Below are 16,730 nucleotides of genomic sequence, written 5' to 3'. Positions count from 1 at the left end.
AGCGCCGGTCGGCAGTGGCGACCAGAGGCGCGGTCAGCTTCCGGACTGTGCTGATGACCGACCGCCTGTAGGAGGCTCGCATGTTTCCGTTTTGCGGCGCGGAGCTTTAAAGACCTGGCCCATGTCCGACACTGCCTCCCTCCGAAACGCTACATCTGACCACTTCGGCTTCCGCGTCGACGCCACCGACGGACAGGCCCGCACCGGTGCAATCTCGATGCCGAGGGGGACGATCCGTACCCCGGCCTTCATGCCCGTGGGGACCGCGGCGACGGTCAAGGCGATGTATCCGGGCCAGGTCCGGGATCTCGGCGCCGACATGGTGCTCGGCAACACCTATCACCTGATGCTGCGTCCCGGCCCGGAGCGGATGGAGCGGCTCGGCGGCCTCCACCGTTTCATGAACTGGCCGCACCCGATCCTCACCGATTCGGGCGGTTTCCAGGTGATGTCGCTCTCCGCCCTGAGAAAGCTCGACGAGCAGGGCGTGACCTTCCGCTCGCATGTGGACGGGTCGAGCCACCATATGAGCCCGGAGCGCTCCATCGAGATCCAGGGGCTGCTCGGCTCCGACATCCAGATGCAGCTCGACGAATGCGTTCGGCTTCCCGCAGAGCGAGCGGCCATCGAGAGCGCCATGCGCCTCTCCCTACGCTGGGCCGAGCGTTGCCGGATCGCCTTCGGCGAACAGCCGGGCAAGGCAATGTTCGGCATCGTCCAGGGCGGCGACCTGCCCGACCTGCGGGTGGAGAGCGCCAGGGCCCTGGCCGATCTCGATCTCAAGGGCTACGCCATCGGTGGCCTGGCGGTGGGCGAGCCGCAGGCCGTGATGCTGGCCATGATCGAGACGGTGGAGCCGCATCTCCCGGTTGGCAAGCCGCGCTACCTCATGGGAGTCGGCACGCCCGACGACCTGATGCGCTCGGTGATGCGCGGCATCGACATGTTCGACTGCGTGATGCCCACCCGCGCCGGCCGCCATGGCCTAGCCTATACACGCCATGGCCGGATAAACCTGCGCAACGCCCGGCACGGCGAGGATACGCGACCGCTGGACGAAACGTCGTCATGCCCCGCCGCGAGGGACTATTCCCGTGCCTATCTCCACCACCTCGTCCGCACCGACGAGATCCTGGGCATGATGCTGCTGACATGGAACAACCTGTCCTATTACCAGGACTTGATGGCAGGGATGCGTGCGGCGATCGCCGCGGGTCGTCTCGCCGATTTCTGCGATGAGACCCGCGAGGGCTGGGCGCGCGCCGAGGCCGAGCGCGCCGACGAAACCGTCTCCCGCTGATATCACCTTCAAGGGTGTCGGCACGCGGTTTGGTAGGGCCCGGACGAAGTCGACACCATTTTCGCGGGAGTGACGGGACGGTCGCCATCGAGGGCGGCAGGACGCCCTCGACCGCGCTGTCGGTTTACCAGACTGCCGAGAGGATCATGACACGGGCATCCCCGCGTTCAGGTCTATCCAAGAATGAAGGCCTACCCAGCAAAAGCCAAACACCCCTCCGGCGCAGCCCGAGCCAAACCGTCGCGATGACATTGCCAAGCGCGGCACCGGTTGACCCCTCCACTCCAACCCCCTATTGCGAGCCACGCTTGCACCAACGGGCAGCCCGATCCCCATCGGGACCGGCCCACCGAGCAAGCGAGCGCGTAGCTCAGCTGGTAGAGCAACGGACTTTTAATCTGTAGGTCCTGGGTTCGAGTCCCAGCGCGCTCACCACTTACTTTATTGATTAAACCAGCGGTTGCCGGTCTTTGCGGCATCATCAGCAAATCTGCAACTGCCATTTCCAAGGCCTCCGACCCTCGATAGTTCGGGCGGCCCGCCTCTACACCACCGCCTCAAAATCTTACAGGCAGCTCAGGCCGGCAACTGGGTCTGGTCGGGCTGGATGCCGAGGGACAGGGGTGTGCCGTCGTCCATAGCGGCCAGACGGGACACCAGCAGGTCGTAGAAGCGGATCAGGCCCTTGTACTCCACGAGTTCGGGCGGGAGCGTCGCCAGTACGCGATGGAGGCGCTTGTGCCACTTTTTCACCCGCTCGATATCCTGCAGGCTGATTAGGTAGCAGCGGATACCGAACAGGATCGCGTTGGAGCGGGGCAGGCGGAACAGGGTCTGTAACTCGACGCGCAGGTGAAGCTTGCCCGCGATGTTCTCCGCCGTGAGGGTGGTGCGGTCGGGGCCCCAGTCGGGATAATTCTCGGGCGAGGTATCGAGACGGGGGTTGATCGTCATCGTCCAGTTCAACCGGCGGACGGGATGCCCGTATTGCAGACGCAGGAGATATTGCAGCGCCCGGTCGAATACGCCGATCTCATGTGCCAGCGGTACCGGCCCGTGCCATTCGTGAAAGCTCATCCCGATATCGAATTCCAGCGACCAATCCGCCTGCGTCGTGACCATACCGCCATCGACGTAGAGATTGTTGTCCCGCTGATCCTGAAGGGTGAAATCGCCTTGCGCCTGACGGGTGATGTATTCGAACGGTTCGCAGGGCAGCGTGGACGCGTCGCCGAAGACGAAGCGTTGGTCGAGATTCAGGGGACGGTTGATCCAATGCCACGCGGTCCCGTCCCGCGTCAGGCTGAAATGCTCGGGGTAATCCGTGGACAGGCTCTCCATCAAAAGTTCGAGCGTGTCCCATTGCGCGGGCATCATGTGCGGCAGCACCTGACACCGTTTCGGATCGTGATCGAGGACGATCGCGCGCTCCCTGCATTCCGCGACGTAATGTTCGTCCACATCGAACGCGTGTTCGAAGGCAGGCGACGGGCCTGCTTTCACATGAGGCTCGATATTGACCGAGTACCTGTATGTGTCTTCGCCGAACGGAAACGGAAAGCGCAGAACCGCAGCGTCGCTGTTCCGATAGGAGAAGTCGTCCCGGAACGTCTCGTCCGTCTTGAAGTGAATACCCATTTCAGCCACCTTTTCCCAAGCGGCACTGATCCCGACCGATGGCCGGTCTCAGCGCGTTAGGCGGACGCCCGCCGCCGCGCGGTCGCATCAACAAACGCGATCGGTTCTCCTCGTCGTCGACTAATCTTAGAAATCGAGCACGAGGGTCTCGGATCTGGCCCGGGAGACGCAGGTCGCGATGAGGCGTCCCTCCGACTTCTCGGCATCGGACAGGACGTGATCGCGATGGTCGGGGAGGCCCTCCACCACGGGAAGGAGGCAGACGCCGCAGGCGCCCCCCCTGCAGAGGCAGGGGGCCTCGATGCCAGCCCCCTCCAGCGCCTCGAGAAGAGTCTGCGACGCCCCGACCTCGATCGACCGGCCGGACCGCGCCAGGGTGACGACGAACGGCTCGCCGCCCTTGGCCCCGCCGAAACTCTCGCGATGGATCGCGTGCGGCGTCCATCCGAGGCCGCGCGCAGTCTCCTCGACCGCATCCATGAGGCCCTCCGGCCCGCAGGTATAGACATGCGTGCCCAGAGGCTGGTCGGCGAGGAGGGCGGCGAGATCCGGTCGCGCACCCAGGCCCGCACTGTGGACGTGAACGCCCGCCGCATCGGTTCCGAGCAGGTCCCGAAAGGTCTCGACCTCGTCGCCGGCGCAGAATTGATGCAGTTCATAATTGGCGCCACGAAGCGCGAGGACCGGCAAGTAGGACAGGAACGGCGTCACACCGATGCCGCCGGAGATCAGGATATGCTTTCGGGCCCGGGACGCGATGGGGAACAGGCTCGCAGGTACGCCGAGTTCCACGGCATCACCAGCCTTGAGCATGTCATGCAGGAAGTGCGAGCCGCCGCGCGATTCCACAACACGGCGGACGATGATCGCGTAGTGATCACGTTGATCGGGTGGTGTCACTAGCGAATAGGCGTTCTGCCAGACACGGTCCGTATCCCGCAGAGTGACGAGCACATGCGCCCCTGGCGGTGAGGTGGGGAATGTTCCGCCGCCTTCCGGAACGAAGCGGAAGCGCTTCAGGGTCGGGTTCAGGAGTTCGATCTCGGCGACGCGCGCCGACAGCTTGCCTTCGACGATCATGAATAGGCCTGCTCTGCGGGAGGAACGTCGCCGGCGACTTCGGCATCGACCTTGACCCCCATGAAAGCCGAGAGGCGCCGGGAGAAATGATCCCGGACGAAAAGGTTCGCGCCGCAGCCCTCGCATCGGACGATGGTGGTCGTCACTGCGTGGTTGAAGGTCCGGCAATGGACGCAGGCGACGCGACGCGCCTTGGTGCCGGAATGACACTGGAAGATCTCCTGCTTGTTCATTCCGGCGCGTTGCGCCGTGTTGAAGACGTCCCAAAGGAAATCCTCGGTCCCGCTTGCATAGAGCCGCAGCCCCATGCGCTCCCGCGCGAGACGGTGGTCGAGGCGATCGATGAGGTGCCGTGGCGAACGAAAGCATCGCCCACCACCGGCCTCGGGCGGTCTCGTACGGCCCTCCTGGTCAGGGGCCGCGACGAACCAGATCTCCGCTTCCTGTCCGGGCAATGCCGCGAAGCTGAAGGCCGGAGAGTCTGAAACCAGCAGGTGTCGTAATCCGGAGGAATCCACCGCCAGCGACTGATAGACCGGCCGGCTCTTGATGAACTGATCTGACATCGGCCTCATCTCGACAACGGACGATATGGTAATCGCCCGGCTCATCATTCCCATTCACGGTCTCAGTCGTCGGCACGGACCGTGCGAACCCTCGGAGCAGGATTTGATTCAAGGAGCATGACTCTCCGTGCCCCAACCATAGGGCGATAACCGCTCTCCAAGAGAATTTAACTTTCTCCAAGAGAATAAAAATGTCAATCGCCGATTTCGTCCGGCACGTTGGCCCGATGTCGATCAGGCAAGTGCCGGACGATCGTTTCATCGACTGCCTTCGTCAAATTCTCGAAAAAGCAGGGGCGATCCTGATAAATTGAAAGTGCCCAGCAGAGCCAAAGCCCATGAATCCACGGTTGATTCGGGCATCCTCGGCGATTGATCCCCTCAGGGCAACACAGTGTGCGGGCCATGAAGGATGTCAGCGCGTTGCGATCATCGGCAGCGAATGATTCTGCCTGAGCAGATTGCTTATATACTGAGCATGAGTGGATAAAAACGGCCAATTGCGGTGCATTTCAGTTCAATTTCCGTCCTTACTCGGCGGTGACCTGCAATAGCGCTTGACAGCCCTTAGCCCAAGGGGAAATGATTGTTCCCGTAGAGAACCCAGGCGATCGTCGACGGTCTCGCTCACGTGATTTACCGGTCACTCCTGCCCGGCACGGCCCGACCGTCCGGCTGACATCCATCAGCCGGACAACACCAAACAGATCTTCATCCCGTGTGCCGACAGGACCTTTGTAGCAGCCACCAAACATCAGGGTAGCGACGATACCGGCATTTCACCCAAAATTTTGGCCCTCGCGCCAATTCGACGGTGACATGTCCAAAGCAAGTCCATCGACAACCCCGCCAACCTAAATAAATAGCGAACAACAAACTACTAAAGGTACGCTTCTCACCATCATAGACGGCGGTGAGCAAGCTGGTCTTTTCTGATCAAACGATAAGATATCTCGAAGACATGTCTCTCAGCGCTTCTCACTGGCGTGGCGAGTGCGCACGGGAGCGTGCCTCATGGAAAAGACGAGGCTCCGGGTGCTCCTCGGTTCTTCCCAAACCTCATCGAAACGAACGGCCCTGGGATCGCAACTCCGCGGAGGGCACGTCTCGATCCGAACTGATCCCTCGCCAAGACAAATGGAGCATTCAACCATGAGCACCGGACTGACATCCGCGGCAAAGCCTCTGGCGGGCTACACTTCCCCCGCCATCGAAGCCGCCGGAGACGGCAAACTCCATCGCAGCATCAACTGGACGGGCGCGTTCTGGGTCGCGAGCGGCGTGCCCGCCCTCGTCCTGTTCTCGGTGGGCGGCATTGCCGGCAATACGGGCAAGCTCGCCTTCCTGATCTGGACGCTCTCCATGATCATGGGCTTCATCCAGTCCTTCACCTATGCGGAGATCGCCGGCCTGTTCCCGAACAAGTCGGGGGGCGCGTCGGTCTACGGGGCCGCGGCCTGGGTCCGCTACACCAAGCTGGTGGCGCCCCTCTCGGTCTGGTGCAACTGGTTCGCCTGGTCGCCGGTCCTGTCGCTGGGCTGTTCCATCGCGGCCTCCTACATCATCAACGCGGTGGCGCCGCAGCCGACGGCCACGTCGCCGGCCGTGGTGCAATGGCTCGCCACCAACGGTGCCGCCCTGCAGATGGCCGATGCCGACAAGGTGACGGCGGCCATCGCGGCCGTGGCGCCCGGCATCCGCAGCTGGACCCTGTTCACCACCACCCTCGGCCCGGTCTCGCTCTCCCTCAACCTGGCCTTCTTCATCGGCGCCGCCCTCATGCTCGCGGTCTTCGCCGTGCAGCACCGCGGTATCCTTGGAACGGCGAACGTCCAGAAGTATATCGGCCTCCTCGTCATCATCCCGATGTTCATCGTCGGCGTGGTCCCGCTACTGATCCACGGCGTGAACTGGGAGAACTTCTCTCCGCTCGTCCCCCTCGCGGCGCCGGCCGCTCCCGCGCCGGGCGCCTGGAACATCACGGGCTGGACACTGGTCCTCGGCAGCATGTTCATCGCGGCCTGGTCGACCTACGGGTTCGAGACGGCGATCTGCTACACCAGCGAGTTCCGTGATCCCGCCAAGGATACGTTCAAGGCGATCTTCTATTCGGGCCTGCTCTGCCTCCTGCTGTTCACCCTCGTGCCCTTCACCTTCCAGAGCATGCTCGGCGTCGAGGGGATGCTGGAGGCCTCCATCGTGGACGGGTCGGGTGTGGCGGCAGCACTCGCGCACATGGTCGGCGGCGGTCCCATCGTCGAGAACTTCCTCGTCATGCTGATGATCCTGGCCCTCGTGCTCTGCATCATGACGGCGATGGCGGGGTCCTCGCGCACCCTTTACCAGGGCTCGGCCGACGGTTGGCTGCCGCGCTACCTCAGCCATGTGAACGAGCACGGCGCGCCGACGCGGGCGATGTGGACCGATCTCGTCTTCAATCTCGCGATCCTGGCGATCGCCTGTGCCGATGCGACGAGCTTCTTCTTCATCCTGGCCGTGTCGAATTGCGGCTACATCATCTTCAACTTCCTCAACCTCAACTCGGCCTGGATCCACCGCATCGACTCGGCGCATATCCCGCGCCCCTACCGCGCACCGACTGTCATCCTGGTGCTCGGCGGCGTCTTCGCCTTCGTGAACGTGATCTTCATGGGCGCGGGCGCAAAGGTCTGGAACCCGGTCGCCCTCTGGGCCGGCCTGATCACCGCCGCCCTGATCATCCCGGTCTTCTGCTACCGCCACTATGTCCAGGACGGCGGCAAGTTCCCGGCCGAGATGTACGAGGACCTGCATGTCGGCCCCGACGGTGCGGTAAGCCGCCGCCGGGCTGGAATCCTGCCCTACCTGACGCTCGCCGCTGGCGTCGTGGTGCTCCTCCTCTCGAACTGGTTCTTCCAGCTCTGATCGAACCGGGCTGCCGGGGCCGTCGGCTCCGGCAGCCCGCGCGCGGGACGAGACAGAGCCCGCCCAATCAAAAAACGGAACGCTAGAGCTGCGCCCGACCACGTTGGGTCGGGGCACATCTCTAGGCCTTTGTTTTGCCGCGCTCTTTTTCGCCGAACCGGCATCCACTTCGGCGGAGAGCGCTCTAAGGGACAGCCGCCATGAGCTACAAAGACCTTCCCCGCCAGTCGGCCCTCAACGAACGCCACCTGGCCCTGGGCTCGTCACTCGACGCCGAGTGGAACGGGATGCCCATCCCCCAATCCTACAGCACCGACCGCTACGAGGAGACCACCATCGTCCGCTCGCGGGCGGGCCTGTTCGACGTCTCCGGCCTTCGCATCGTCAACGTCTCCGGTCCGGACGCGGAAGCGATGCTGAACGCGATGCTCACCAGCGACGTCGGCAAGATCGCGCAAGGTAAGTCGGCCATCAGCAACATCGTCGACGAGAACGGCTCCCTGATCGACGACGTGCTGGTCTACCGCGACGGGCCGCAGGCCTTCCGCGTCTCGCATGGCGGCGGCAGCCTCGAAGACGTTCTTCCCGAATTCACCGAAGGCCGCGCCGTGGAAGCGGCCCGCGACGACGACGTCCACATTCTGTCGCTGCAGGGACCGCTGGCCCTCGCGATCCTCGCGCCGCACACGCCCTTCGATCTGGCGACTCTGAAGTATTTCGAGCATGTCCGCACGACGCTGTTCGGCCGCGATGTGTCCCTGGCGCGGGGCGGCTACTCGGCCGAGCGCGGCTACGAGGTGTTTTGCGCCGCCAAGGACGCCGTCGCCCTCTGGGACGCGATCATGCAGGCGGGCGAACCCTTCGGCATCGTGGCGGCCTCCTGGGACTGCCTCGACATCGTGCGCGTGGAGGGCGGCCTGCTGTTCTTCCCCTTCGACATGCCGAAGCCCGACACCACGCCGTGGGAAATGGGCCTGGCCTGGACCGTCGACCTCGACAAGGCGGATTTTCGCGGCAAGGCCGCCCTGCTGGCGAGGAGGGGCAGCGAGCGTTTCAGCCAGGTCGGCCTCGAGATCCTGCACCATGAGGCGGTGACGCCCGGCGCCAAGATCTTCAAGGATGGAATCGAGGTCGGCACCGTCAACAGCACCACCTACAGCCGCCACCTGATGAAGTCCCTCGGCCTCGCCCACCTGCCACCGGAGCTCTCCGCCCTCGGAACCGAGGTCGAGGTCCAAACCGAGACCGGCCCGCTGATCGCCAACGTGGTGCGGACGCCCTTCTACGACCCGATGCGCCTGCGCACCCATCCGGCCGACGAACGGACCGCCTGATACCAGACCGCGAGCCGGCGGCATGCCGCCGGGCCCCGGTGAGACCGGCCTGCGGGTCGGCCTCACTGGGAAGCCGCGGAGCTATGCGGCCCGTGTCAGGCCGAGGGAAAGAACGGACTGAACTTCTTGATGAGATCCCGTTCCGACGTGACATCCACCTTGCGATAGATTCGGATCTTGCAGTTCTTGATCGTGCCCTTGCTGATCTTCAGAATCTGCGCGATGTCGCCCGTGGCCTGGCCTTTCATGGTCAGGGTCAGGATGTCCCGCTCCCGCGGCGTCAGGGCTGTCAGGATGTCCGCCGCAGCCTGATAACTGGCCAGATCGTCCTGCGCCGAGACTTTCGGACCCAGCATGAAGATCCGGCCGCCGGGCGCCAGGGCGAAGTCGCGATCGAAGGTCTCCGACGTGATCACATGATCCCGCGCGTGGACGGTCTGGATGGCGTCCGCGCGAGCCAGCGTCTCCAGCATCGGTTCGATGGAGACATCAGCCAGGACCGCCTGCTTCCAGGTCTCGTTGGCAAACACCTCCACGTCGTGGCGGTCTCGGATCAGGGTCGGGCGGTTGAGCAATCCCTCCGCCTGCTTCCCGTTCGTATAGCGCAGATTGCTGAAAAGGTGGCCGAGATGACTCCGGTGACATCCCTCTAGGGCCGGAAAGATCAGTTCCGCCCTACGGACATCCTCCTGCGAGAACTCCCCCCGCTCGCGTTCGAGGAACAAGCCGAAGCAGCAATGCCCCACCGTCGAGAAGAACATCCCCAATTCGTCGGAAATATTGGCGGCGGGGCGGAAGATCTTCGCATAGAGGATCGATTCTGGGCTGGTATGCCCGATCTCCGACAATGTCAGGATGCCCGGCTTGCCGAACGTCTTCCAATAGAGGGAGAACGGATCGATCCGAAGGCATTTCCTGTTGTAGAAATCCACGATCTCGCTTGGAACCCCGGTGGTGTAGAGCACGTCCGGCGGGGCCACACGCGAGTAACGGATGATCCATCCCGAATCGCTCTCGATGGAAAGAGCGAACAGGGACAGTAAGTTCCGGTGAAAACCCTCGGTTCCGATCGAAGCCGCGACCTCGCCGAACCGTCTGTACCATTCGGCGTCGGTCAACCCGATGCCACCGTTCCGGATCGGTTCGTCACTCATCCTAAAACGGTCATCTCGGAAACGGTGCCATCCACTGCATCTCACGCGCTCGTCGCGAGACGGCCGGCCTCGCTCATGCGCGCGTCCCGCACAGTATCGTCGGCAGCCCCACCACCCAAGGCCTTCTTTACCCCCCGGGTCCTTCTTCCACGGTCGTACAGAGAGAATGCGAATGCAAGGTAATGGCACATTATCTGCTCGAAACGACCATTTGGCACGATCCTCGCAAACCCAGACGCCCTTCGTTTTTTCAATGCAGAGGCTGACCCACACAGTAGTGCCAACAGTCACTATTGCATCGTCATTTCACCCCGGCATAAAATTTTCCCAGGAAGAATGAACGCGCGGGGCGATCCTCGCTGTCGGAGCGGATGGCTCAATCGGGGGCCGTCTCGCCTCACACGATGTTTCTCGGAGATCTCATCATGCGGAAACGGGTTGCGATCATCGGCGCGGGTCCGAGCGGATTGGCTCAGTTGCGGGCCTTCGAGTCCGCGCGACGCCGAGGCGAGGAGATCCCCGAACTCGTCTGTTTCGAGAAGCAATCCGATTGGGGCGGCCAGTGGAATTATTCCTGGCGCACCGGCCTCGACGGAAACGGCGAACCCGTCCACAGCAGCATGTATCGCTACCTCTGGTCGAACGGCCCGAAGGAATGCCTCGAATTCGCGGATTACTCCTTCGAGGAGCATTTTGGCCGCCCGATTCCGTCCTATCCACCGCGGGCGGTGCTGCACGATTACATCGCCGGCCGCGTCGAGCGCAGCGATGTTCGCAAGTATATCCGCTTCTGCACGCCCGTCCGCTGGGTCAGCTATTCGGAGGAAACCGGCAGGTTCACCGTGACGGCGAAGGATCTGATCGCCGATGAGCATCAGGTCGAAGAGTTCGATTACGTGGTCGTGGCCAACGGGCACTTCTCTGTGCCCAACGTCCCGAGTTTCGAGGGACTGGAGCAGTTCCCAGGCCGTGTGATGCACGCCCACGACTTCCGCGTCGCCGACGAGTTCGCCGGCAAGCATCTCCTGATGATCGGCGCAAGCTATTCCGCAGAAGACATTGGCACCCAGTGCATCAAGTACGGCGCGAAATCGATCACCTTCAGCTACCGCACCAAGCCGATGGGCTTCGATTGGCCCGAAGGCTTTGTGGAGAAACCGCTTCTACTGAAACTCTCGGGGAAGACAGCGCATTTCAAGGACGGCAGCACCAAGGAAGTGGATGCGATCATCCTGTGCACGGGCTATCAGCACACCTATCCGTTCCTGCCGGACGAGCTGCGCCTCAAGTCACACAATTGTCTGTATCCGGCCGGGATCTACAAGGGTATCTTCTGGCAGTCGAACCCGAAGCTAATCTATATCGGGATGCAGGATCAGTATTACACCTTCAACATGTTCGATGCCCAGGCCTGGTATGCCCGCGACTACATGATGGGCAAGCTCACCCTGCCCGGCGCGGAAGAGCGGAACGCCGACATCACCAAGTGGCTGGCCTATCAGGACACGCTCACCAACCCGTTCGAGGCGATCGACTTTCAGACGGAGTATGTCCGCGAGCTCCTGGCGGCGACCGACTATCCTCCCCTCGACGTCGACAAAGTTGCCGAGCTGTTCAAGGAATGGGAGCACCACAAGATGGAGGGCATCCTCACCTATCGCGACAGATCCTACCGCTCGACCATCACCGGCACGCTCTCACCGGCCCATCACACCACATGGATGAAGGCGATGGACGACTCGCTAGATGCCTTTATGGGCCTGCCCCAAGCCGCGGAATGATCGCGTAACACTCTCGCGTCGGCCCGGCCGCATCGCGGCCAGTTCACCAGGGATCGCCGAATGAACCAGATTTGGATGCAGCCCGAGCCCGCGCGGGGGGCAACGTCGCCGCGCACGCTCTCGTTCTCGGCGAGGGGTGGAGCCTCAGCCTTCTTCGAGGTCGAGGCCGGGGATCGTCTGCGCATCGTCGATCCGGAAGGGTGCCAGCCTGCCTTTCTCTATGCTCGCCCCGATGCGTTCGGAGCGGCGGCCGCGGACGGGCGCGTCGCCTCGAATGTGGGGGATCTCTTGCGCCGGCGGGGCGAGGGGATGGGCGGAGAGGCGGAAAGCGCCGCTCTCGCGCGGCATGGCCTCGCAGCGTCCGATCTCGAAGCGCACGCGCTGTTTCACGGCGAGTCCCAACCGGGCTCGGCCTTCGAGGTGACGGCGGCCGCCGCCTCGGTCTGCGTGCTCATCGTCCCCGGCGGCCCGATGGAGCCGGACGCGCAGGATCCGCCGACCGATCTGCGGGTGGAGATCGAGCCTGCGACGTCCCTCGAGGGGAGGGCGCCGCCGCCCCTCGCTCCGCCCCTTCTCGACCTGCGCGTGAGGGCCGCGACGGCGGAGGCCTTCACGGTCAAGGCCGGTCAGTACATCCAGATCATCGACGTGGACGGGCGCCAATGCGCGGATTTCCTCGCCTTCGATGCCGTGGCCCTCGAAGCGGGTGATGAATACGGCCTCGACGCCACCACCACGCATACCCTGATGGGATCGACGGCGCCGAAACCCGGCCTGCTGTCGAAGTATTTCGACGCGCGCATGGTCCCCCTGGTCGAGATCGTGCAGGACACGGTCGGGCGCCACGATACGTTCATGCTCGCCTGCTCGGCCAAGTATTATGAGGATATGGGGTATCCCGGTCATTCGAACTGCACCGACAACTTCAATGCTGTCCTGCGACCGCATGGGGTTCAGCCGAAGAAGGGTTGGCCGGCGATCAATTTCTTCTACAACACCGTCGCCGGGCCGGACGATAAGATCACCATGGACGAGCCCTGGTCACGCGCGGGCGATTACGTTCTGTTGCGGGCGCTGACCGACCTCGTCTGCGCCACCTCGTCCTGCGCCGACGACATCGATCCCGCCAATGGCTGGTGCCCCACCGACATCCACGTCCGGGTCTATGATTCTGAGAGCGCCTTCTCCAAGGGTATGAGCCACCGCATGACCCCCGATGCCGAACCGCGCCTCACCCGCGAATCCGGGTTTCACCCACGCACCGCCGCCTTGACACGGAAGATGGAAGATTATCGCGGGTTCTGGGTGCCGACCTGCTTCAACGCGGCGGGCCCGCTGGAGGAATACTGGGCCTGCCGCGAGCGGGCCACGATCATGGACCTCTCGGTGCTGCGCAAGTTCGAGGTGATCGGGCCCGATGCCGAGGACCTGATGCATTTGGCGGTGACCCGCAACGTGCGCAAGCTCGCCGTCAACCAGATCGTCTATACCGCCATGTGCAACCCGCATGGCGGTATGATCGACGACGGCACGCTGTTCCGTCTCGGCCAGAACAATTTCCGCTGGATCTGCGGGGACGAATATTCCGGCATCTGGCTGCGTAGGCTCGCCGAGGACCACAAGCTGAAGGTCTGGGTGAAGAGCTCCACCGACCAGCTCCACAACGTCTCCGTCCAGGGGCCGAGATCGCGGGCGATCCTGTCCGGCCTCGTGGTCAGCCCGCCCCAGGAACCCACGATCGATGAGTTGAAATGGTTCCGCTTCACCGTCGGGCGCATCGACGGCGTGCCGGTCCTGGTGTCGCGGACGGGCTATACCGGCGAGCTCGGCTACGAGGTCTGGTGCCACCCGAGCCAGGCGACCGCGATCTGGGACTCGATCGTGACGGCCGGCGAGCCGCAGGGTCTCACGCCGATGGGGCTCGCCGCCCTCGACATGCTGCGGATCGAGGCCGGCCTCGTCTTCGCCGGTTACGATTTCTGCGACCAGACCGACCCGTTCGAGGCGGGCATCGGCTTCACGGTGCCCAAGGACAAGCCGGACGCCTATATCGGGTCGGAGGCCGTGGCGCGGCGGCGGGACAACCCGCACAAGCGGATGGTCGGCCTCGACCTCACGGGCAACGAGCCCGTCGGGCACGGAGATCCCGTCTATGACGGCCGGACCCAGGTCGGGATCGTCACCAGCGCCACGAAATCGCCGATCCTCGGCAAGACCATCGCCCTGGCGCGCCTCGACGTCTCGGCGGCGGCCATCGGTGGGTCGGTGGAGATCGGCAAGCTCGACGGCCATCAGAAGCGGCTTCCCGCGACCATCGTGGCCTTTCCCCACTTCGATCCCAAGAAGACCCGCGTCCGGGCGGAAGCGCCCACACGCGGCGATCTGGGACAGGCCAGCCTCGCCGAGCCCTCGCCGGAGAGCGTGGCAACGGCCGGAATCCCCGCTTGAAGTGCCTCACACAACTCCCGATCACGGTCGGTTCCCGCTCCGAGCATGACGGTGCAGCAGGAGTTTTGTGAGAGACACTTAATGCGCGAGAGACTACGGCGAGGCTTCACCGCCACCGCCGCTTCAACAAAAATCGACGAGACAACCAATCGCAAGACGTCGGAGCTTACCGAGACACGAGAGAAGCGCGTGAACTCCGCACCCCGTCTTCGTTAGACCACTCACCAAATTTCGCTCCGTACATTCCAGAGTCCGTTCCGAGGATACGGATATATAAAGCAAGCTATTGCTAGGACTTTTGTTAACCTGTCGATTAGATATTGCCGACCAGCATATCTTCCAGGCGGAACCGATCCTGCAATGGCCACACTCTCCTTCAAGGCCGCGAGTGCCGGCAGCGCGTCGCTGGCGGCGATCTTCGCCGTCGGAACGGACTTTCTGACCAGGCAGATCGGCGACTCGTTCGCCACCCAGGCCGAGGCGTTGCAGCGGGAGACGCTGTCGAACGAGGCGCGCGCCGTGCGCGGTAGCCTGGACGAGCTCGCCCAGATCGCCAAGAACATCGCCTTGGTCGCTGGCGCCATGCGGAGCAACGGCGTCACGGATCGTGCAGCTTACGATGCGGCGCTCAAGCGGCTGCTGGAGGAGAACCCCGCCATCCTCGGCACGTGGACCGGGTGGGAGGCCAACGCCCTCGACGCGCGCGACACCGACTTCGCCGGTGGTTCCACCTCCGACGCCACCGGGCGCTTCCTGCCGTACTGGAACCGTGGAAGCGGCGCCATCGTGCGCGAAGTGCTGACCGGCTACGAGGACCCCGTGGAAGGGGCCTATTATCAGCAGCCCAAATCGCTGAGCCGGCCCGCCGCCATCGAACCGTACATCTACCCCGTGGCGGGGAAGGACACGATGATCATGTCCTTCGGGGCACCGATCACGGTGGACGGCAAGTTCCTCGGCGTCGGAGGGATCGACATCGATCTGTCCGCCATGAGCCAAGCCGTGGCATCGGTCCGGCCCTTCGGCACCGGCTACGTCACCCTCGTCTCTGCTCGGGGCGGAGCGGTGGCGTATCCGGATGCGAAGGCCGTCGGCAAATCCCTCGACAAGCTGGATCCCGCGGCCGCCATGGCGGCGCGACGGGCGATCGAGACCGGGGAGCGCGTGCAGGAGGTCGTGATCGGACCCGATTCCCGATCCTGGCGCTACATGGCCGAGCCGATCCAGGCCGGGGCGACGAAGGATCGCTGGGCGATCGTCACTGCCGTTCCCGTGGCGACGCTGACGGCCGCGGCCGACAGGGCGCAATGGATCCTCATCGGCATCTCGGCCCTGTGCGTCCTGGCGAGCTCCGCCATTCTCTTCGCCCTCATCCGGCGTCTCGTCGGCGTGCCGATCCGGGCGCTCGGCACCACCATCGGCGACATGGCCGCGGGCGATTACAATGCGCCTGTGCCGCAGGCGGACCGCCGGGACGAAGTGGGGCTCGTGGGCAAGGCCGTCGTCGGGCTGCGCGATTCCCTGCGGCAGAGCGCGGAGGCGGAGGAGCGCCGGAAGGAAGCGGCCCGGGTGATGGCGGACGAGCAGCGCCGGGCCGGCACGCGGGGCCTGGCCGATGGGTTCGAGAACGCCGTGGGCGGCATCGTCGGCCTCGTCGCCTCGGCCGCCACAGAATTGCAGGCCACCGCGCGCGAGATGGCCGACACCGCCGCCCGCACGGCCGGCCAGTCCGACACGGTCGCCAACGCGGCCCGTGACGCGGCGGCGAACGTGACCGCCGTCGCAACGGCGGTGGAGGAACTGGGGAGCTCCGTACAGGAGATCGCCCGGCAGGTGAGCGGTTCGAGCCAACTGGCGCAGGAGGCCGTCGACGAAGCCCTGCAGACCTTCGGTTTCGTGGAGGCCCTGAGCGGGGCAGTGGCGAAGATCGGCGACATGGTGACGATGATCAACGCCATCGCCGCGCAAACCAACCTGCTCGCCCTCAACGCGACCATCGAGGCGGCGCGCGCCGGCGATGCCGGCCGCGGATTCGCCGTGGTCGCCTCGGAGGTCAAGGAACTCGCCAATCAGACCGCGCGCGTCACCCAGGACATCGCGGGCCAGATCGCCGTGATCCAGGGCTCCACCGACCAAGCCGTGACGGCGATAGGCACCATCACCAACCGCATCAAGGAGATCAGCACGGTGGCGACCACGATCGCGGTGGCCGTGGAGCAGCAGGGTGCGGCGACGCAGGAGATCGTCCGCAACGTCTCCCTGGCGGCTGTCGGCACCGGTGAGGTGACCTCGAACGTTACGGGTGTGGCCGATGCCGCCGTGCATACCGGCGCCGCGGCGGATCAGGTGCTGATCTCGGCATCGGAACTGTCACGCCAGTCGGAACATCTCGGTTCCGAAGTACGGCAATTCCTGGCCAATGTCCGGGCCGCATAAATCCCTTGTGAAGGACTGCCGTCTCATCCGTTCACGGGTGGACGGCAGTCCTGTCGATCGACACGACACGGCGGTCCGGGCTTCGGACC

The 16,730-nt window shown here is 64.1% G+C and carries 11 protein-coding genes and 1 tRNA gene; 8 read left to right on the top strand and 4 right to left on the bottom strand.

Annotation, left to right across the window (positions count from 1 at the left end; translation table 11 throughout):
- Positions 1 to 121: 121 nt before the first annotated feature.
- On the top strand, positions 122 to 1,300 hold the full coding sequence (tgt, locus tag ASF32_RS08720) for a tRNA guanosine(34) transglycosylase Tgt (RefSeq protein ID WP_056426480.1): 1,179 nt from the start codon (positions 122 to 124) through the stop codon (positions 1,298 to 1,300).
- A gap of 359 nt (positions 1,301 to 1,659) precedes the next feature.
- Positions 1,660 to 1,735 (top strand) — tRNA-Lys (locus ASF32_RS08715).
- A 141-nt stretch (positions 1,736 to 1,876) separates the two neighbouring features.
- Here ASF32_RS08715 and ASF32_RS08710 read toward each other — a convergent pair.
- The 3 genes from ASF32_RS08710 to ASF32_RS08700 all read right to left on the bottom strand — a co-directional run bounded on the left by ASF32_RS08710 (position 1,877) and on the right by ASF32_RS08700 (position 4,584).
- Positions 1,877 to 2,938 carry a DUF3445 domain-containing protein gene (locus ASF32_RS08710; protein WP_056426476.1) on the bottom strand — a complete coding sequence of 354 codons (1,062 nt, stop codon included), beginning with the start codon at positions 2,936 to 2,938 and terminating at the stop codon, positions 1,877 to 1,879.
- Positions 2,939 to 3,064: 126 nt separating this feature from the next.
- Complete coding sequence (locus ASF32_RS08705; RefSeq protein ID WP_056426473.1) at positions 3,065 to 4,018, bottom strand: PDR/VanB family oxidoreductase; 954 nt, start codon at positions 4,016 to 4,018, stop codon at positions 3,065 to 3,067.
- Complete coding sequence (locus ASF32_RS08700; RefSeq protein ID WP_056426470.1) at positions 4,015 to 4,584, bottom strand: dimethylamine monooxygenase subunit DmmA family protein; 570 nt, start codon at positions 4,582 to 4,584, stop codon at positions 4,015 to 4,017. The genes ASF32_RS08705 and ASF32_RS08700 overlap by 4 nt, the downstream gene beginning before the upstream one ends.
- A 191-nt stretch (positions 4,585 to 4,775) precedes the next feature.
- Here ASF32_RS08700 and ASF32_RS26835 point away from each other — a divergent pair, with 191 nt between their 5' ends.
- The 3 genes from ASF32_RS26835 (at position 4,776) to ASF32_RS08690 (ending at position 8,822) form a co-directional block, all read left to right on the top strand.
- Positions 4,776 to 4,898, top strand: coding sequence for a hypothetical protein (locus ASF32_RS26835; protein WP_280136550.1), 123 nt, complete (start codon positions 4,776 to 4,778; stop codon positions 4,896 to 4,898).
- Between the two features lie 838 nt (positions 4,899 to 5,736).
- The gene (locus ASF32_RS08695; RefSeq protein WP_056426697.1) at positions 5,737 to 7,488 is read left to right on the top strand and encodes an APC family permease; all 1,752 of its coding nucleotides are present in this window, start codon (positions 5,737 to 5,739) and stop codon (positions 7,486 to 7,488) included.
- 200 nt (positions 7,489 to 7,688) lie between these two features.
- Positions 7,689 to 8,822: an aminomethyltransferase family protein gene (locus tag ASF32_RS08690; protein ID WP_056426466.1), complete on the top strand. Its 1,134-nt coding sequence runs from the start codon at positions 7,689 to 7,691 to the stop codon at positions 8,820 to 8,822.
- 95 nt (positions 8,823 to 8,917) lie between these two features.
- On the opposite strand, the gene ASF32_RS08685 is transcribed toward ASF32_RS08690, so the two are convergent.
- Positions 8,918 to 9,976 (bottom strand): LuxR C-terminal-related transcriptional regulator, encoded by a 1,059-nt coding sequence (locus ASF32_RS08685; protein WP_056426462.1) that lies wholly within the window; start codon positions 9,974 to 9,976, stop codon positions 8,918 to 8,920.
- Between the two features lie 425 nt (positions 9,977 to 10,401).
- Here ASF32_RS08685 and ASF32_RS08680 point away from each other — a divergent pair, with 425 nt between their 5' ends.
- From ASF32_RS08680 to ASF32_RS08670, 3 genes are all read left to right on the top strand, one after another.
- Positions 10,402 to 11,757 carry an NAD(P)/FAD-dependent oxidoreductase gene (locus ASF32_RS08680; protein ID WP_056426694.1) on the top strand — a complete coding sequence of 452 codons (1,356 nt, stop codon included), beginning with the start codon at positions 10,402 to 10,404 and terminating at the stop codon, positions 11,755 to 11,757.
- Between the two features lie 60 nt (positions 11,758 to 11,817).
- Entirely contained in the window at positions 11,818 to 14,205 is a 2,388-nt protein-coding gene (locus tag ASF32_RS08675) for an aminomethyltransferase family protein (protein ID WP_056426458.1), read from the top strand.
- A 360-nt stretch (positions 14,206 to 14,565) separates the two neighbouring features.
- Complete coding sequence (locus ASF32_RS08670) at positions 14,566 to 16,641, top strand: methyl-accepting chemotaxis protein (protein WP_056426455.1); 2,076 nt, start codon at positions 14,566 to 14,568, stop codon at positions 16,639 to 16,641.
- Positions 16,642 to 16,730: the final 89 nt, after the last annotated feature.

Source organism: Methylobacterium sp. Leaf91 (assembly GCF_001422815.1).
Classification (GTDB): Bacteria; Pseudomonadota; Alphaproteobacteria; order Rhizobiales; family Beijerinckiaceae; genus Methylobacterium.
This window is presented reverse-complemented; position numbering and strand designations above follow the sequence as displayed.